Annotated in this window: 17 protein-coding genes, 1 tRNA gene and 1 pseudogene; 9 read left to right on the forward strand and 10 right to left on the reverse strand. The window is 35.3% G+C overall.

All coding sequences use genetic code 11. The features are described 5' to 3' along the window. Positions 1 to 35: 35 nt before the first annotated feature. From T429_RS0104370 to T429_RS0104390, 5 genes are all read right to left on the reverse strand, one after another. On the reverse strand, positions 36 to 746 hold the full coding sequence (locus tag T429_RS0104370; protein WP_005773521.1) for an ABC transporter ATP-binding protein: 711 nt from the start codon (positions 744 to 746) through the stop codon (positions 36 to 38). Beyond that, a complete protein-coding gene (locus T429_RS0104375) occupies positions 733 to 1,515 on the reverse strand; it encodes an ABC transporter ATP-binding protein (RefSeq protein WP_005773522.1) in 783 nt (260 codons plus the stop codon). Before T429_RS0104375 ends, T429_RS0104370 begins: the two co-directional genes overlap by 14 nt. After that, positions 1,512 to 2,570: a branched-chain amino acid ABC transporter permease gene (locus T429_RS0104380; protein ID WP_005773523.1), complete on the reverse strand. Its 1,059-nt coding sequence runs from the start codon at positions 2,568 to 2,570 to the stop codon at positions 1,512 to 1,514. Before T429_RS0104380 ends, T429_RS0104375 begins: the two co-directional genes overlap by 4 nt. Beyond that, complete coding sequence (locus tag T429_RS0104385; RefSeq protein ID WP_005773524.1) at positions 2,570 to 3,646, reverse strand: branched-chain amino acid ABC transporter permease; 1,077 nt, start codon at positions 3,644 to 3,646, stop codon at positions 2,570 to 2,572. Before T429_RS0104385 ends, T429_RS0104380 begins: the two co-directional genes overlap by 1 nt. 120 nt (positions 3,647 to 3,766) lie before the next feature. Beyond that, positions 3,767 to 4,900 (reverse strand): ABC transporter substrate-binding protein, encoded by a 1,134-nt coding sequence (locus T429_RS0104390; protein WP_005773526.1) that lies wholly within the window; start codon positions 4,898 to 4,900, stop codon positions 3,767 to 3,769. Between the two features lie 327 nt (positions 4,901 to 5,227). Between T429_RS0104390 and T429_RS0104395 the strand changes: the two genes are divergently transcribed. From T429_RS0104395 to T429_RS0104410, 4 genes are all read left to right on the forward strand, one after another. Then, positions 5,228 to 5,803, forward strand: a complete 576-nt coding sequence (locus T429_RS0104395; RefSeq protein ID WP_005773527.1) for a cold-shock protein — start codon at positions 5,228 to 5,230, stop codon at positions 5,801 to 5,803. 254 nt (positions 5,804 to 6,057) lie between these two features. Continuing rightward, a complete protein-coding gene (locus tag T429_RS0104400) occupies positions 6,058 to 6,570 on the forward strand; it encodes a DUF192 domain-containing protein (RefSeq protein WP_005773528.1) in 513 nt (170 codons plus the stop codon). Beyond that, on the forward strand, positions 6,567 to 7,340 hold the full coding sequence (locus T429_RS0104405; protein ID WP_005773529.1) for an alpha/beta fold hydrolase: 774 nt from the start codon (positions 6,567 to 6,569) through the stop codon (positions 7,338 to 7,340). The genes T429_RS0104400 and T429_RS0104405 overlap by 4 nt, the downstream gene beginning before the upstream one ends. A gap of 610 nt (positions 7,341 to 7,950) precedes the next feature. Next, positions 7,951 to 8,163, forward strand: coding sequence for a DUF3126 family protein (locus T429_RS0104410; RefSeq protein ID WP_005773530.1), 213 nt, complete (start codon positions 7,951 to 7,953; stop codon positions 8,161 to 8,163). Between the two features lie 42 nt (positions 8,164 to 8,205). On the opposite strand, the gene radC is transcribed toward T429_RS0104410, so the two are convergent. Genes radC through sfsA form a run of 3 tightly spaced genes read right to left on the reverse strand, consistent with a single transcriptional unit; the run spans position 8,206 to position 10,557 of the window. After that, on the reverse strand, positions 8,206 to 9,000 hold the full coding sequence (gene radC / locus T429_RS0104415) for a RadC family protein (protein ID WP_005773531.1): 795 nt from the start codon (positions 8,998 to 9,000) through the stop codon (positions 8,206 to 8,208). 17 nt (positions 9,001 to 9,017) lie between these two features. Further along, a complete protein-coding gene (gene map, locus T429_RS0104420; protein WP_005773532.1) occupies positions 9,018 to 9,848 on the reverse strand; it encodes a type I methionyl aminopeptidase in 831 nt (276 codons plus the stop codon). Beyond that, positions 9,841 to 10,557: a DNA/RNA nuclease SfsA gene (gene sfsA, locus T429_RS0104425; protein WP_005773533.1), complete on the reverse strand. Its 717-nt coding sequence runs from the start codon at positions 10,555 to 10,557 to the stop codon at positions 9,841 to 9,843. Before sfsA ends, map begins: the two co-directional genes overlap by 8 nt. Before the next feature lie 302 nt (positions 10,558 to 10,859). Here sfsA and T429_RS0104430 point away from each other — a divergent pair. The 4 genes and pseudogenes from T429_RS0104430 to ttcA all read left to right on the forward strand — a co-directional run bounded on the left by T429_RS0104430 (position 10,860) and on the right by ttcA (position 14,442). Continuing rightward, positions 10,860 to 11,718 (forward strand): annotated as a pseudogene (locus tag T429_RS0104430) (RNA methyltransferase). Next, positions 11,690 to 12,517 (forward strand): glutamate racemase, encoded by an 828-nt coding sequence (gene murI, locus T429_RS0104435; RefSeq protein WP_005773535.1) that lies wholly within the window; start codon positions 11,690 to 11,692, stop codon positions 12,515 to 12,517. The pseudogene T429_RS0104430 and the gene murI overlap by 29 nt, the downstream one beginning before the upstream one ends. A gap of 169 nt (positions 12,518 to 12,686) precedes the next feature. Further along, positions 12,687 to 13,304 (forward strand): 30S ribosomal protein S4, encoded by a 618-nt coding sequence (gene rpsD, locus T429_RS0104440; RefSeq protein ID WP_012231733.1) that lies wholly within the window; start codon positions 12,687 to 12,689, stop codon positions 13,302 to 13,304. 262 nt (positions 13,305 to 13,566) lie between these two features. Further along, the gene (ttcA, locus tag T429_RS0104445) at positions 13,567 to 14,442 is read left to right on the forward strand and encodes a tRNA 2-thiocytidine(32) synthetase TtcA (protein ID WP_005773537.1); all 876 of its coding nucleotides are present in this window, start codon (positions 13,567 to 13,569) and stop codon (positions 14,440 to 14,442) included. Between the two features lie 487 nt (positions 14,443 to 14,929). Here ttcA and rimO read toward each other — a convergent pair whose 3' ends face one another. Together rimO and lexA are read right to left on the reverse strand one after the other, a co-directional pair. Next, positions 14,930 to 16,243, reverse strand: a complete 1,314-nt coding sequence (rimO, locus tag T429_RS0104450; protein WP_005773539.1) for a 30S ribosomal protein S12 methylthiotransferase RimO — start codon at positions 16,241 to 16,243, stop codon at positions 14,930 to 14,932. A 459-nt stretch (positions 16,244 to 16,702) separates the two neighbouring features. Beyond that, on the reverse strand, positions 16,703 to 17,416 hold the full coding sequence (gene lexA / locus T429_RS0104455; RefSeq protein ID WP_005773540.1) for a transcriptional repressor LexA: 714 nt from the start codon (positions 17,414 to 17,416) through the stop codon (positions 16,703 to 16,705). 1,357 nt (positions 17,417 to 18,773) lie between these two features. Between lexA and T429_RS0104460 the strand changes: the two genes are divergently transcribed. After that, positions 18,774 to 18,849, forward strand: a tRNA-Lys gene (locus tag T429_RS0104460). Positions 18,850 to 18,926: the final 77 nt, after the last annotated feature.

Below are 18,926 nucleotides of genomic sequence, written 5' to 3' on the forward strand. Positions count from 1 at the left end.
GGAGGAATAGATTCTATTTCCTTAATTTCTTGCCTTTATCCACCAAGATAGGCTTCTTTAACACGCGGATCAGAAAGCATAGCTTTCCCTTCACCGTGAAATAAAATGTTCCCTACCTCTAAAATATAAGCATAATCAGCGATAGAAAGTGCAGCAAATGCATTTTGTTCAATAAGAAGAACAGTTTTTCCCATATCATTAATTTTTCGGATAATCGAAAAAATCTCCCGAACAAGAAGGGGGGCTAACCCCAGAGAGGGTTCATCTAATATAACCATATCAGGATTGCTCATGAGTGCGCGCCCTACAGCAACCATTTGTTGTTCCCCACCTGACATTGTTCCCCCCAACTGTTTTGATCTTTCACGTAGGCGTGGGAAAAGATCAAATATCCATTCAATATCACGAGAAATTCCCTGTTTATCATGACGAATATAAGCACCCAGATGGAGATTTTCTAGAACAGTGAGATGAGGCATAATACGTCGCCCTTCAGGGCTGAGAGCAATCCCTAATCGCAAAATCTCTTCTGGTGATTTTTTAATAATTGATTCGCCATTATAGGTAATTTCTCCATAAACAGAGCGATTAAGTCCTGTAATAGAGCGTACAATACTGCTTTTCCCAGCACCATTGGCACCAATTAAAGTAACAATACTCCCTTTTTTTATGGACATAGAAAGATTTTGAACAGCTTTAATGGCGCCATAATGAACGTGAAGATTTTTTATTTTAAGAATATCCATAAACATCTCCGCCAAGATAAGCTTCAATAACTTTAGGGTCATTACGAATTTCATCTGGTGTGCCACTAGCAATGCAACAGCCATATTCCATAACCAAAATATGTTGGCAAAGCCCCATAACCACTTTCATATCGTGCTCAATAAGAAGAATTGTAAGATCAAAGTCTTTTTGCACTTTTGCGATGAATTTTCTAAGATCTTCACTTTCTTGAGGATTCATGCCAGCGACAGGTTCATCAAGAAGAAGCAATTTAGGCTTTGTGGCTAATGCGCGTGCAATTTCTAAACGCCGTTGTACACCATAAGGTAAAGCTGTTGCTAATTGATTGGCAAGGTGATCAAGTTGTAGCCGCTCAAGAAGCTCCATGGAATTTTTATAAACTTCTCTTTTTTCTTTCATTGCTTTTGAAAGAAAGAGGGCTGAAGAAAACCAAGGATATTTTTGACGGACATGAGCACCCACCATAACGTTCTGTAAAACCGTTAACCCTGAGAAAAGACGAATATTTTGAAATGTTCGGGCAATATGACGTCTACAAACAATATAAGGAGGTTCTCCAGAAATTTTTTGTTCATCAAAAAGAATAATACCACTGGTAGGGGCATAAAACCCAGAAATCATATTGAAAACTGTTGTCTTTCCTGCACCATTGGGACCAATTAATCCAGTTATACTTCCTCGTTTAATGACCATATTAACATTATTGACAGCAATTAATCCGCCAAAACGCATTACAATATCATTGAGTGAAAGAAGAGTGTCGTTCATAGCTTCCCCTCATACTTAGAAAGCCTTTTGCGTATTAGAAAGCTATAAATTCCATTCCATGAAAATTCACGTTGTCCCATCAACCCTTTTCTCCAAAATAAAATAATTACCAGCAATAAAAGAGAGAAAACAACCATGCGAAGTCCTGGTGTTTCTGGAATATGTATAAAACCTAAGTCGAATGGACTTTCAATAATACGAAGCCATTCAAGCATGACTGTAATGATAATGCTGCCAATAATGCTTCCTGTAATTGAACCAAGACCACCAGCGACAACAATCATCAAAATATTAAAAGTGAGCAAAAAATTAAACATTTTCGGATCAATGGTTGAAATAAGAGCAGCCATTAATGCGCCACCTATCCCTGCAAAAAACGCTCCAACAGTAAAAGAAAAACTACGGTAGAAAAAAGCATTAATTCCCATCGTTTTTGCAGCAATTTCATCATCACGAATAGCCCGTAATACATTACCCGTATTGCTTCGCAGTAAGAGAACAATAAAGAGAACTGTAAATGCTAACCAACCATAGTTCCACCATAATGTTGCATTTTGAGGTATTCCTTTGATTCCCAAAGAACCATTTGTGAGCGATGTTGCATTCGTAATGACAATGCGGATAATTTCTGCAAAACCCAATGTTGCAATCCCAAGATAATCACCACCAAGACGTAATATTGGCAAAGCAATCAATAAACCAATAATTGCTGCACACAAACCACTGACAACAACAGCAACAAAAAAAGGAAGCTGTAGATGGGACAAAGGTTCAGCGATAGGCTCAAGAATCCACATCATCTCTTTTTGTTCAGGAGAAAGAAGTAAAATTGCGCAGACATAAGAACCAATAGCCATAAAGCCGGCATGTCCAAGGGAAAACATACCTGTAAAGCCATAAATCAAATTAAGCGAAATTGCTAAGATCGCATTAATAGCAATCAGATTGATGATACGGAGTGTATAGTCATTAAAATGCTTATCTGCATAGAACAAAAAAACGATAAGAATGAAAATACTAATACACGATAAAAAAATTGTCGTTGACTTTGCCATTAGATTTTCTCCTGACTTTTTTTACCCATTAATCCCGTGGGCAATACCAATAAAATCAGAATCAATAAAATGAAAGCGAAGGCATCACGATATCCAGATAGCGCGGGGAAAAATGCGATAATCATAATTTCAATAAACCCTAATAACAATCCTCCCAACATTGCTCCTGGTATCGAACCAATACCTCCGATAACGGCGGCAATGAAGGCTTTAAGACCAGGAAGAACGCCCATATAAGGCTGAATTTGAGGATAACGTAAAGACCACATAATACCGGCTATAGCAGCAAGTGCTGAGCCTATACCAAATGTAAATGCAATGACTTTATTGACAGAAACCCCCATCAAACGGGTCGTTTCAATATCATGAGAGATTGCACGCATAGCAAGACCAGGTTTTGTTTTATGGATAATCCATAACAGTAAAACAATAAGAATCAATGACACAATGGGAACAATCAGTGACATGGGAGCAATTCTAATGATACCCTCTGCTTCTGATCCTAGGTGCCATAAAAATGGTGTTACCAGAAAATCTGGTTGTTTTACACCTTTTGGAACACCACTAAAGAGTACAGTAGCAAGATTTTCAATAAAAAAAGAAACACCGATTGCACCGATGAGTGCCGAAATACGCGGTGCATGGCGTAAAGGTCTATAGGCAAATTGATCAACAATAATCCCCACTGCACTTGTAATAAAAATGGAAAAACAAAGAGCTAAAACCCAGATCGGTGTAAAATTTTGTGGGGAAATTTTAAAATAATAAACAAATCCTAACGTCAGAATTAAAAAGACAGCAATCCAATAAGTTGGAGGACGCCTTTTAAATCCTATAAAGACTGAATAGTAAATAAGAGCAGCGAGGAATAAAAGAAGAAATGCAGCCCAAGCCGGCATAAAGCTAATTGTGGAAAAGAAAACAAAATAAGCCCCCAGCATAAAGATATCACCGTGAGCAAAGTTAATTAGTCTCAATATACCGTAAACCATGGTGTAACCAATCGCGATAAGTCCATAAAGAGACCCCAATGCCAGTGCATTAAAAAAATACTGGATGAACATTTCCGTGCTCATCTCTCATCCTTCCACATTTGTTAATTTACATAGGATAATAAGAAAATTTTAAGATTCTGGTTGAGAAAAATATCCTCAACCAATTCTTGCATTCCAATTTTAATAAATAAAACTTTTAAATTAAAAAGCAGGTTTAACTTCTTCTAAATAAACACGTTTTCCATCCTGTATTTTAATGATACCAATCGGAATCGTAGGGTTATGATTTTTATCCATTGACATATCACCAAAAGGCGTTTGAAAGTCTTTTAATTTGCTCAGTGCAATGGTAATTTTTTCACGATCAGCACTACCAGCATTTTCAATAGCCTTCATGAACATCATATAACTTGTGTATCCCAAAACTGAATTGATATTTGGCTCTTTGTCAGGATAAGATTTTTTCCATTCTTCCGTGAATTTTTGGGCAGCAACTGACATATTTGGCATATCCTCACTATAGGGAAGTGTCGTATGTAAGAAACCTTCTGCAGCACTTCCTGCAATCGTAATGGTTTCTGGATTATCCATGGCATCTCCGCCCATAATCTGAAACTTCGCCCCTAATTCACGCGCTTGTTTCATGATGATCGCACCTTCAGAAAAGTAAGATGGAATGAATAAGATATCAGGTTTTTGCGCGATAATCTGTGTGAGAACAGCTGAAAAATCCTGATCTCCAGAATTATAATTTAAATTTGAGATAACCTCACCCCCTAATTTTTTGAAAGCACGTGCAAAATAACTCGCAAGACCGATGGCATAATCGCTTGAAATATCTTTGAGAATAGCGGCTTTTTTTGCATGTAAAATCTGGCTTACATAAGTTGCAATTCCTATCCCTTGATAGGAATCAATAAAACAAGCGCGAAAGTAATATTTTTTACCTTGTGTAACAAGGGGACTCGTTGAAGAAGTTGCAATGGTCGGAGTCTTTGCCTTTTCAGATATTTCACCACCCGCTAGTGAGAGTGAAGAACCATAGCTACCAATGATTCCACTTACCTTTTCACTTGCTGTTAAACGCATAACAGCATTAGCCGCTTCCACTTTATCAGACTTGTTATCAATAATAACAAGTTCTACTTTACGTCCCAAAATTTCTGGAACTTGTTTATGGGCTAATTCGATACCTCGAATTTCAAGCTGACCTCCAAAAGCATTTTGACCGCTTAACGGAAGATAAACACCAATTTTGATAGGTTCATTCGCATAAACATTTGCTGTAAGTGCCATGAAAGCTGTGATTGTCGTAAGGATTTTCTTCAATTGCATTGCGCATTTTCCTTAATTGAATTGTCGTTTTTGCACCTTATATTGAACTTCTTCATCATGCAAGTTACACATTAATGAAAATATCATTATGTAAAAAAACTTTTATATGACCTTTCTTCTAGCGCGCTCTTTGTAAAATATGTAAAGCGTACAATCAAATAGTTTTATAAATATTTTTTGTAAATTTCATGTTGATATTAACATGTAAGAGATACGACAATATGGGGAAATCTTATCTTGGGACTTGCGTGTTGATACAAGAGCAATGTTTACTTAAACCTAGAGAATCAATATCGTGCAATTTATAAGCTACAGGATCACGTTATTATGACGAGTAAGGATGCATTAAAGGATTGTTCCCTATCTGAGGATAGTATAGGTGCTTATGGGGAGATTATCGAAATCAGTGGTGTCATTAAGTGGTTTGATGGAAGTAAGGGCTATGGGTTTATTGTACCTGATTTACCTCATTTCCCCGATATATTATTGCATGTTACAGTCATGCGAAGGGACGGCTTCCAAACGGCTTTGGAGGGTGCTAAAGTTACTTGTGCTGTGGAAAAGACGGAACGAGGATTAAAGTGCGTTCAGGTGAAATCTATCGATTGTTCTTCAGCGGTTCATCCATCAGAAGTTCCAGCCCGTACTCATGTTGTTGTTACTCCAGAAAGTGGACTAGAACGTGCAATTGTTAAATGGTTCAATCGTGACAAAGGTTTTGGTTTTCTTAGCCGTGGGCAGGGAACAGAAGATATTTTTATTCATATGGAAACGTTGCGCCGTTTTGGTTTAGCAGAGCTTCGTTCAGGACAAGTTGTTCTTGTCCGGTTTGGTAAAGGGGAAAAAGGTTTGATGACAGCAGAAATTTATCCAGATATAGGATTTCCTTTTGCGACACATTAAATCGCTACTCATTGAGCTTTTCAGTAAAATCAATATTTTTCTGTATTTTAAAAGGATAGTTATTGCGTAAACAGCTATAGAAGTATCTCTATTATAGCTCTCGTGAATTTATAAACTAAATGAGACAAATGTTCCTACTCTATTGAATAAAATAAAGAAAATAAGGGAAGAGCTTTCTTGTTTTTTGGCTTTTGAACTCTGATATTTTTTATGTCAGAAACAAAATTTAAGATTTTTTTGTGGTGGAGACAAGAATGTTAAAACCTTTTAAAAAAGGGTATATTATTTTATCGGCGATACTTTTTACGTTAGAAATGTCCGTTGTTGTTGCGAAGAAGCCCATGGAAATTCCTATTCATCCGATTCCTTTACAAATACACACAAACCAAGATACAGTTTCTTATAAGGTAGAGATTGCTTTTACCCCCTCTCAAGCAGCAGCTGGGTTAATGTATCGGACTGATTTTCCACGCGATCGTGCAATGCTTTTTAAGCAGCAAAAGAGTTATCAATCGGAAGAGGAACAAAAGTTTTTTATGTGGATGGCCAATACACCTTTGCCCTTAGATATGATTTTTTTAAACTCTAAAGGGGTTATTGTATCGATTATTGAAAACACTTCTCCATTTTCAAAAAAGACCATTTCATCAGGCGTTCCTGCGGCTTTTGCACTTGAGATTAACGCTGGTGAAGTTTCTGAAAAGCAGATAAAAAAAGGGCAACGTGTTATTCATCCTGTCGTTTGTGGAAAGTGTGATAAAAAATGACAGCTGAGGACGTTCATTTTTTTGAATATGATGGTTTGCGATTTGCTTATCGAGAAGAAGGGCAGGGCGCACCTATTTTGTTGATTCATGGTTTTGGATCTTCTGCACGAGTGAATTGGTATGCAACGGGTTGGTTTCGTATTCTCACTGAAGCAGGGTATCGTGTTATTGCTCTTGATAATCGGGGCCATGGAGATTCAGTTAAAAGTTATGATCCTAGCTTTTATACACCTCAAGCTATGGCTGGCGATGCGGTCAAACTTTTACAGTATTTAGAGTTATCTAAAGCCCATGTTATGGGATATTCTATGGGGGCTCGTATTAGTGCTTTTATGGCTCTTTTACATCCAACATATGTGAACAGCGTTATTTTTGGTGGTTTAGGTATTGGTATGGTAACGGGAGCAGGAAATTGGGAACCTGTTGCTGAGGCTCTTCTGGCCGAAGATCCCTCTACTATTACTAATACACGTGGCTTAATGTTCCGTAAATTTGCTGATCAAACAAAAAGTGATAGACGTGCTCTGGCCGCTTGTATTATCACATCAAAACAGGAGTTAACAGCGTCCGAAATTTATAAAATTGAACAACCTGCACTTGTTGCTGTCGGTTCATTAGATGAGATTGGCGGTGCTGCAGAGCCATTAGCAGCTTTGTTGCCTTGTGGTGAAGCTTTACCAATTCCTGGTCGAGATCATATGCTTGCTGTAGGTGATAAAGTTTATAAAAAAGGTGTTATCGATTTTCTTTCTCGTTACCCTATAAAATAAAATTTTTTGATAGATCTTAGCATTTGCAAAAATGCCCAATATTTTCGCGTATAAACTGAAAAGCTTATTTAAAATTTTCTATTTTGACATAAGTTTTTATAAAAAATAGGCAGAAAAATAAACTCTTATTCACTTATTTTGTGTATTTCTTAAACTATGTAATTCCTTTAAGGTTAGATAACTATATTTAAAATTCTTTGAAAAGAATTATTTTTAAGTGATGTAATAATATTTTTTTGCTAAAAAATGCGGTTTTAAATAAAAAATTATTATTATTTTAATTTTCTATAGAAAGGATAAAATTATAAATCGGTGATTAATTTTTCTTCTAAACATGCTTCATAAATGCAGATGCTAAAATTGGAGATAAAGTAAAATTATTTAAAATATACAGTTTTCTGCCATTTTTTTATCTATACGAGTATATTTAATAATGATAGACTCCTTTTATAAAAGTTCTTTATGAATATATAAAGAAAGAGTTGTAAATATATGTAATATTAAGTCAATATTCAGATTAAGCTTTTTTACTGGCTTTACAGAATCAAAGGAATATCTTATTCGCGCGACACGCAATTATTTTAATCGTCTCAAAAAACAGGAGAGCGTAGTGAATGCTGATGAAATAAAAAAACTTGATAATTATTTAAAAAATACATTCCAAAACTCAGCATTGCAAGTCAGAGCACGGCCTAAAAAGGATGATTCTTGTGAGGTTTATATGGGGGATGAGTTTTTAGGCGTTATCTATCGAGATGAAGATGAAGATGAGCTATCCTACAATTTCTCAATGGCTATATTGGATATTGATTTAGAGAATTGATTGGCTATTGATTCTTGAATGAAGTCTTTTTTCCCATAAAGTTTATATGAGTTTTAATGCTCTAAAACTTGTATGATTATGGCGTGCAATAATGAGGTGATCATGGATTGTAATTCCTAATGCATTTGCTGCGTCTTTTAATCTGTATGTCATTGTTATATCTGCATCGGAGGGAGTGGAATCACCAGAAGGATGATTGTGGACTAAAATAAGTCCTGACGCGGATAATTCTAAAGCTCGAGAAATAACTTCACGAGGATAAACAGGGGTATGATCAATGGTTCCAGTTTGTTGTACTTCATCGGCAAGTAAGCCGTTTTTCTTATCGAGAAATAAAATACGAAATTGTTCACGTGTTTCGTGAGCCATGACTGCTTTACAATACGCTAATACTTTATCCCATGATGAAAAAATATCACGTTTAAACAACTCTGCACGAGCAAGACGTCCAGCAACATCTGAAATAATTTTTAAATCAATTGCCGTTGCAGGACCACATCCTTGAACCTCTTGAAGTCGGTGAATATCAGCTCCTAACACATCCGCGAGTGAACCAAAATGTGCTATCAAATTTTTAGCTATAGGTTTTGTGTTTGCGCGGGGTATTGTGCGAAAAAGCAATAATTCAAGATATTCATAATCCTCAAGTGCATTTCCTTTTGACTTTAAATAGCGTTTTCGAAGGCGCTCACGATGTCCTTGATAATGTTTATCAAGCTGTGTATTTTTCTTAGGATCTTTACTTTTTCTTTCTAATATTGGGGTGGGTGGTGAACTTGATGTTAATGCAAAGTGATTACTTTGAATATCTTCCTTTTGATTTAATTTTTTAGCCATAACATCTCTACAGTGGATTAGATCTGAGAATTAGGAATATAAAAGATATTTTTAGGCGATTGTGTAAATATTTCATACCCTTCATTTGTAACACCAATTGTATGCTCATATTGTGCTGTCAGAGAGCGGTCACGAGTAACAGCAGTCCAACCGTCAGATAAAATCTTAACTTGTGGCTTACCAAGATTAATCATAGGCTCAATTGTAAATATCATCCCTTGTTTTAATTCGATTCCTTCTCCAGGATTTCCATAATGGAGAATATTGGGGGCATCGTGAAACAGCTGACCGATACCATGTCCGCAAAAATCTCTCACAATTGAGCACCGTTCTGATTCTGCATATTGTTGAATGGCTGCACCAATATCACCTGTCGTTGCTCCAGGTTTAACTACTGCGATTCCTCTCATAAGACTTTCATAGGTTATTTGTAAAAGGCGTTCTGCAGCACGTCTGATTTTTCCAACAGGATACATGCGGCTTGAATCACCATGCCAACCATCAAGAATAAAGGTTACATCAACATTCACAATATCACCTTCTTGCAAGGGCCTTTTATTGGGAATACCATGACAAACAACGTGATTGATAGATGTACAGCATGAATGGCTGTATCCATGATAATTTAAATCAGCAGGAAGAGCTCCTTTTCGGGCACCAAAAGTAAATACAAAATCATCAATTTCTTGTGTAGTGACGCCAGGTTTAATAATATCCATAAGAGCATCAAGGCATTCTGCCGCAATACGACCAACTTCACGCATTTTAGCGAAAGCGTAGTCATCGAAAATGCGAATTTTCCCGTTAAATTTTAAAGGGGTTTTATTATATTCAATATACTCAATCATTGTTTTTTCTGTTTTCTATTTTTACTCTCTGAATCGGAAAAATACCTTCTACAGTTACGTGACACTTTACAGCATAACATTCTACCCCTGATTTTAATGCTAAATCAAACTTACGTCCATAGAGCGGATCAAGATCGTGACAGATTGTAAAAGATGCACAATCTTCCCGTTGAATAACATAAAGCATAGCAGCTCGTTTTCCTTGTTGTACGACTTGTATGAGTTCTTCAAGGTGACGGGCACCCCGTTTTGTTGCGCTATCAGGAAATTCTGCTAATCCTTTTTGACGAATAAAATGAACATTTTTGACCTCTAGGTAACAATCAGGAAGAATGTCATCCCGCAAAAGAAAGTCAATGCGTGATTGTGTCCCATAGCGTTGTTCTTTTAAAATTGTTTTATATCCACTTAATTCTGGTAGTAATCCGTTTTGGATTGCTTCTAACGCAAGTTTATTTGGTAAAGCGGTATTAATACCAACCAAAGTATTATCGGATTCAACAATTTCTAATTGATAGGCATATTTTCTCTTGGTGTTTTTATGATATGAAAGCCAAATATTGGAATTGGAAGCTGTCAATCCAAGCATTGATCCTGTGTTTGGTACCGATACAGTGAAGATATGTTGGTCGTCCTGTTTAACATCTGCAAGGAAACGTTTATAACGACGGATAAGCTTTGCAGGAAAAAGTTTGGGAATAAAGTACATATTTCTTTTTTAGGATTTATGATTTCATAATTCAACTGAGATTATGATTTGTAAGAGTTATTCCCTATTAAAAAAGATAAAATGGATGTAAAAAATGCTACGACACCTTAATTATAAATTGTTATAAACTTCATCGTTCACTTTAATGGCTTTTAAAAATTTTATGAGAGAATCTACACGCGTTGAGTGAAAAAATAGCATTGTCTATAATTTATTATTAAACAGTATTAGCGTACTGTGAAGAAAGTTGCATTAAAAAATAGTGGAGAGGGAGATTATTTAAGTGAAACTAGGTAAGGTTGATGGCTGGAACGAATAAGAATCGTGAAAATTTAACAAATGGACCCATTATTATTTTAGTTGAACCGCAGCTTCCGGAAAATATTGGTATGGTCGCAAGGGCAATGGCAAATTTTGGGCTTTCTAAGCTTCGGCTTGTCAAACCTCGAGAAACATTTCCAAATGAAAAAGCTAGAGCTGCTGCAAGTAAAGCTGATCATGTCATTAACAATACCGTGATTTTTAACACATTGTGTGATTCAATTGCAGATTTACATTATGTTTTTGCTACAACAGCTCGTGAAAGATGTGGATTTAAAACTGTAAAAAGTGCTGTCGAAGCAGCAAATGTACTCCGTCAACGTGAGAATATCGGACATAAAACAGGTATTGTCTTTGGAAGAGAGAGATGGGGACTAGAAAATGATGAAATCAGCCTTGTTGATGAAATCATCACTTTTCCAGTTAATCCTGCTTTTGCGTCACTTAATATTGCACAAGCGGTTCTTTTGATGTCTTATGAATGGATGAAAACAGGTTTAGAAAATGTAAGCGATACGGCATTTCGTGCAGCAGAGATGGAGCCTGCAAATAAAACAGCGTTTCATGGTTTTTTATCTCAATTAGAAGAAGCTTTGGATATTCGTGGATATTTTAGACCCCGAGAACGAAAAGAGGTTATGCTTACAAATTTACGCTCTGTTTTTACGCGCGCTAACTTTAGTGAATCTGAGGTTCGCTTATTGCGAGGCGTTATATCTTCATTGGATCATTTTTCTCCACAATATCCACGGGGAAGTCGAGCCCCTAAAGAGCGTGAGCGTCAAAAAATTAAAAACAAGTGTGAAAACTGATGGATCTACGACCTGTTCTTTTTTTTGATAGTGGTGTTGGTGGTTTAACAGTGTTGAGGGAAGCGCGCGTTTTTATTCCTGAAATACAATTTATTTATGTGGCTGATGATGCTGGATTTCCTTATGGAAATTGGGAAGAAAATGTTTTAAAAGAACGCATTTTAAAGATTTTTACAAATCTTTTAACACACTATAATCCCGCCTTATGTGTGATTGCTTGCAACACTGTTTCTACATTGATGATGGCAGATCTACGACAGAATTTTCCTCATGTTCTTTTTGTGGGAACGGTTCCTGCAATTAAATCAGCTGCTGAACAAACGAAATCTGGTTTTATTTCCGTATTAGCGACTCCTGGAACAGTTAAACGTGCCTATACAAATGAATTAATTAACTCTTTTGCTGGACAGTGTCATGTTCAACTTGTAGGAAGTGAAAAGCTTGCTGGATTTGCTGAAGATTATTTACGAGGAAAATCTATCGATTTAGAAGAGTTAAAAAAAGAAATCCTGCCATGTTTTGTAGAAAAAAATGGCAAATATACTGATGTTATCGTTTTAGCCTGCACTCATTATCCTTTTTTGATTAAATTCTTTCGTGAACAAGCTTTATGGTCCGTTAAATGGATTGATCCAGCAAAAGCGATCGCCAAACACATCAGATCGTTATTACCTTTGTCGGAAAAAATACATCAGCACCCCATGAAAAAATATCAAGATTTTGCGTTGCTGACATCGAAAAATATCACTTCTTCAACGGAGCATTTGTTAAAAGGATTTGGCTTAAAACTTATGAAAGGTGTTGACTTTGAGATACAGGATCAATAAAGATACTCTAGCTTTTTCTTTCAAGAAAATGGCTTTCATTGACGTGTCCCGTGGGTAGCTTTGCATATGGTATGTTAAGCTGTTCTGTCAGTCTTTTTTATTTAAAGGCAGAGGAGGGCGCGTTTCCTTGAGATTTTCAGATCTCGTGTTTTATTTTAAAGGAAATGCGATGAGTAAACGCGAAACAACAAAATATAAAATTGATCGACGTATGGGAGAAAATATTTGGGGTCGTCCAAAATCTCCTGTCAATCGTCGTGATTATGGTCCAGGTCAGCATGGACAGCGCCGTAAAGGAAAACTTTCTGACTATGGGGTGCAATTGCGCGCTAAACAGAAGTTGAAAGGATTTTATGGCGATATTTCAGAAAAGCAATTCCATAAAACTTATGTGGAAGCTGCTCGTCGTCGAGGTGATACAGGTGAAAATCTTATCGGTCTTTTAGAATCTCGTTTGGATGCTGTTGTCTATCGTGCAAAATTTGTGCCTACGATTTTTGCTTCTCGCCAATTTATTAATCATGGTCATGTGAATGTAAATGGGCGACGTACAAATATTCAATCGTATCGTTGTAAGCCAGGTGATGTTATTGAGGTTCGGGAAAAATCAAAACAACTTGTGTTGGTTTTAGAATCAGTACAATTAGCAGAACGTGATGTCCCTGATTATATTGAAGCAGATCATAAACAAATGAAAGCGACCTTTACACGCATTCCTGCTTTTGCAGATGTTCCTTATGCTGTGCAAATGGAACCTAATTTGGTCGTTGAGTTTTATTCTCGATAACTTTTTATGAAAAAAATTGTTTCTCTTCTATTATTATAATTTCAAACTATTGTGTTGTTTTTATAATCTTTGGAGTTAACAAATATTTTGCGAATGGTTCTATACTAAGTTTATTCCGCTGCTTTAGCGTTATAAGCTTATATAGTTCCATTTCTTTTTTTCGTATCTGTTTTTATAAATTCAAAAAACTTAAATATAAGTTTGCTTTATATTTGTTTCTGTCTTTGCAAAATGAGCTATTACTTGTGCAGGATATGGTCTTATGAATGATGTTTCCGTTGAATATCAAGCAATAGAAGAAAATGAAGAGAAAGATGATCTTTTGGTAAGCAAAGCAGATGATTGTCACCCAATATTTCAGCGTGCTCCTTCAAGTGTAGAATTTAATAAATTGCGTAAACGACTTTTGCGTCATATGCGGCAAGCTTTGGATGATTTTTCTATGCTCTCTACTGGAAAAAAATGGCTTGTTGCTTTGTCAGGCGGAAAAGACTCTTATGGTTTATTAGCACTTCTTTTAGATTTAAAGTGGCGTGGTCTTTTACCCGTTGAAATTCTTGCTTGTAATCTTGATCAAGGACAACCAGGTTTTCCTAAACATATTCTTCCAGACTTTTTGAGTTCTTATAAAATTCCCTATCGTATTGAATATCAAGATACTTATTCCATTGTTACAGATAAATTGGCAGAGACACAGACATATTGTTCACTTTGTTCTCGATTGCGACGTGGTAATCTCTATCGCATTGCACGTGAGGAGGGGTGTTCGGCTTTAATTTTAGGGCATCATCGTGATGATGTTTTGGAAACGTTTTTTATGAATTTATTTCACGGTGGACGATTAGCCGCTATGCCTGGAAAACTTAAAAATGATGAAGGTGATCTTTTTGTGCTACGTCCTCTTGTCTATGCCGCTGAGGAAGATATGGAAAAATTTTCTCAAGCAATGCAATTTCCAATTATTCCTTGTAATCTTTGTGGTAGTCAAGATGGTTTACAAAGGAATGCAATGAAAGAAATGCTGAAAAATATCGAAAGACAAATGCCAGGACGCAAAGATACAATGATTCGCGCTTTAACGAATGTACGCCCAAGTCACTTACTTGATAAGAAATTTTTTGATTTTAAAACTTGTTAATAAAAATGAAGAATTTTAAAAAATAAGTTTAAAAATTTCAATTTAAGTCACTTATTTATAATAATAATTCACTGTTTTGCAATTTAACTCCCGTAAATGTTGAATTTTCTTATATTGTATCCATAAAAAAATATCCCCCCATATCACAAGCGGAACTCTTGGACGTATAAAATATAATTTAAAGAGATTCTTTTAAAATCGGTTTGCTCTTTTTTTAAAGTAAACATGAAAGAGCCTTGTAGATTTTATCTTATTCTGTTGTGCAATAAAACATTGTCATTTAGAGCGGTAAACGAAGAGAATATAAAATTCTTGATAAAAATAAGTTATTTTTAGAATGTACAGCGAGCATTCAAGATAGGGATTGCCTATAAACTCTCATGGAGTGATTTATATAAATAATCGAGTCTTATTGTGAACCGTTGCTTTTTTATAAACAAACTCTGATGAGAAACTTCATCATTGAGAATGAGAAAAAGTTCAATTTTTAAACGGCTATACCATAAAGGTCATAGGCATCCGATTGTTCGATTTTAACGGTGACAAACTCACCGACACGCAAGGGGCGTCGTGATGATATATGGACAACACCATCTATTTCTGGAGCATCGTATTGACTACGTCCTTTGGCAACCTTTCCTTGACTTTCATCGATAAGGACTTGGAGTCTTTTTCCAATTTTTTTCTTTAAAAGATGTGTAGAAATTTGTTGTTGTTTTGCCATAAAACGATGCCAGCGGTTTTCTTTCACATCTTCAGGAATATTTTCTAATCCCAAATCATTTGCAACGGCTCCTTTTACTTCTTCATATTTAAAGCATCCAGCGCGTTCAATTTTTGCTTCTTCTAGCCATTCTAGAAGCATATTAAAATCTTCATTTGTCTCGCCTGGAAATCCAACAATAAATGTTGATCGCAAAGTAAGGTCTGGACATATTTTTCGCCACTTTTCAATTCTACGGTTTGTTTTTTCCATAAGAGCAGGACGCTTCATATGACGCAAAACAGTCGGTGATGCATGCTGAAAAGGAATATCCAGATAAGGGAGAATTTTTTTTGCCGCCATAAGTTCGATAATCTCATCCACATGGGGATAAGGATAAACGTAATGCATACGTACCCAAATGCCCATATCACCTAGTTCGCGACAAAGATCAAAGAATTTTGTTTTAATTGTGCGATCTTTCCAAGAATTTTCGAGATATTTAAGATCAATACCATAAGCACTGGTATCTTGTGAAATAACTAAAAGTTCTTTTACACCTGCTTTTACCAACTTTTCAGCCTCACGAAGAACATCACTGATGGGACGTGAAGTGAGATCACCACGCAGGGTAGGGATGATACAAAAACTACACCTGTTAGAACATCCTTCAGAAATCTTTAAATAGGCATAATGGCGAGGTGTTAAACGAATACCTTGAGGGGGAACTAAATCAAGAAAAGGATTATGAACAGGCGGAATTGCTGTATGAACAGCTTCTATAACACTTTCATAAGCTTGTGGTCCTGTAATAGCTAATACATTAGGGTATGCTTGGCGAATAACATCAGGATCAGCACCAAGACACCCTGTTACAATAACTTTTCCATTTTTTTTGAGAGCTTCATCAATATTGGCTAGCGATTCTTTTCTGGCAGAGTCGAGAAAACCACAGGTATTTACAATAACGACATCAGATCCTTGATGTTGGCGTGAAATTTCATACCCTTCAGAGCGGAGACTTGTAATAATTCGCTCAGAATCTACGAGTGCTTTTGGGCATCCGAGGGAGACAAAACTAATACGAGGTGCTACCATGATAATCCTATAATTACTATGAAGATTGCGTTCCGCTTTTATTGACTTAAAAAATCAAAAAATGTTCTTTATTTTTACAGATAATAATCTGTTATAAATCGATTTGATTTTTTTCTACAATATTTTGTGTATGCTTACAATTTTACCTTATTATACATACTATTATTGAGAGCGATGATATAAGACAGACTCCTTCAAAACATTCAAGCTCTTTTAGAGTAGGTGGTGAATATTTTTAAGCTTTTTTGTCGAGCCTTACGTAAGTGAACAATATATGAGAGAAGAGGGGTAGTGAAACGCGTCCGATAAGGATTTAGATTTATTTATAAACCCAATTGGATGCATCTTTTAGCTATGGGGAGAAAATCAACTGCGTGTGGCATAATATTTTAAAATACTCAATAGTTTTTTACTGCACTTTATTAGCGTATGTATAGCGTATTATAATAGGATTGTTTTTTAATATTTGCGAATAAGTCCGGTAAGTTTTCCTTGTATTTCTACGCGCTCGGATTTGTATGTACGTACTTCGTAGTGAGGATTAGCAGCTTCTAATGCAACAGAGGTTCCTTTGCGTCGATAACGTTTTAATGTTGCTTCTTTTTTATCAATAAATGCGACAATAATTTCACCTGATATTGCTGTATTTTGGCGTTTTACAATAATCGTATCTTTATCAAGAATCCCAGCTTCAGCCATAGAATTATCTTTAACTTCTAATGCATAGTGCTCACCTATATTAACCATATCGTGTGGAAGAGAAAGTGTGCTTGTTTGTTGCAGTATAGCAGAGGCGGGCACACTCGCAGAAATACGTCCCATAATGGGGATTGTAATATTTTTTTTTTCTTCTTCCTCAAAACTTCCAAGATTAGCCAAGTTTTTTGATATTTCTCTTTTATTTTTTTCTATCATACTGGGAGAAATCTTACGGGCTAAAGAAAGGTTAAATGTTATTTTTTCAGGGAGTCGAATCACTTCCACTGCACGAGCACGATTGGGCAAACGACGTATAAACCCCCGTTGTTCCAAGGCAATAATGAGCTTATGAATGCCAGACTTTGAAGAAAGTTCTAAAGCATTTTTCATTTCTTCAAAAGAAGGAGGAACGCCTGTTTCTTTTATATGATTGTGAATAAACAAGAGGAGCTCATATTGTTTACATGTCAGCATTCAATGTTCCAATCAAAAAAATTACAGTAAAAAATACGTGTATATATAATAATTATACAATTTTTTTCGCTAAATCAAAATCATTTGCTTTATTTTTGATATTATAAGTAAAGTTAATTAGGCAATATCTTTATTTATAGACATATTTAATATATAATAAGTGCGAAATTTTACTTTAATAAATTTATCATAATATTTTTATATATTATAAAAATACAATAATATTAAATGATATATAAAAATATTTTATGGCTCTAACTGAATTATCCGACACTCAATTTTATGGACAGTATTATCCTTCTATTTTTTTAATATATCTACGTATTTTATCATTTTCTCATATAAAAAGTTAAAAAAATACATTCTTTCAATAGCGTAGCGGATCACTTTATGTGTATTTAGAATCATTTTCCACATTGTTTTTGTTTTTTATTGTTTAGTTAAATTATCTACAGCGACAATAATGTGCATCATTTATAGCCATGCCTGATATTTTCAATGAGACTAAATTTTTTTGTTTTACGTTTGCTTTATTCTATAGAATAATTGGCTTTCGTTATAGAATCATTGCACGTCAATAAAAAGTTACCTCCTCAAAATGCCATTGTTGCTCATTGTCATATTGATTTAAAAAAGAGATCTCTTAATGTGCTTTCTTCCATTAAGATGATCTTGCAGATAACATAAAATCTCTTAGGCAATGCTCTCTTCACATCTCAATAGTCTACAGCTCCCCGCCGTATTTATTTTGCCCACCCCTCATGTTGCGATAATTTTGGGTTATTAAAAAAATACAAGAGGTATTTTCATTTTTTTTAAAGCGTTTTATTCTTCTCTTTATGTTGTGCAAACAAATGATTTTTATGAGTTCAATATAAAAGGAACAAAAAAATTAGAAATAAAGAAACCTTACGGTATTCAGATCTCTCATTCGAGTGAAAAAAAGTAAATTATTATAAATCAATATGTTATTTTATAAATCTTTATTCATCTTTAAATTTGAAAACTAAAACATAAAGTATAAAAAATAATATAGAGTAGGAAGTATTTTTCTGTTCTCTCCATAATGTTTAACAACCCATGTGTGGAGGAGGAGGGGATATTTCTTATAATTTTAGCACTTAGAATCTATGAGATATTTTAATCATTAGATTATTTCTTTATCGAGTTTTCAAAAAGAAGATCCAAAAAACTCTATCTACAATGACGAAGAAAGGGGAGGAAACGGAAAATTATTGATAACTGAAAAAAATAATAATATTTTTTTCCAAAAGGTGTTGACCAAATGAAAAGTCAACCGTATGTTCCCTTCACTTTCTACAAATTAGATAGTCTGCAAACTAGATAGCTTGTTTGAGAGCGCGTAGCTCAGCTGGTAGAGCAACTGACTTTTAATCAGTAGGTCCAGGGTTCGAATCCCTGCGCGCTCACCAAATTTATATGATATGGATAAGCTATACAGAAGTTTGATAATCTTTGTTGCTTTGATTCTTTTTAGTTTTTTGTCCCC

It is taken from the genome of Bartonella elizabethae F9251 = ATCC 49927, from assembly GCF_000518165.1.
Taxonomy (GTDB): Bacteria; Pseudomonadota; Alphaproteobacteria; order Rhizobiales; family Rhizobiaceae; genus Bartonella; species Bartonella elizabethae.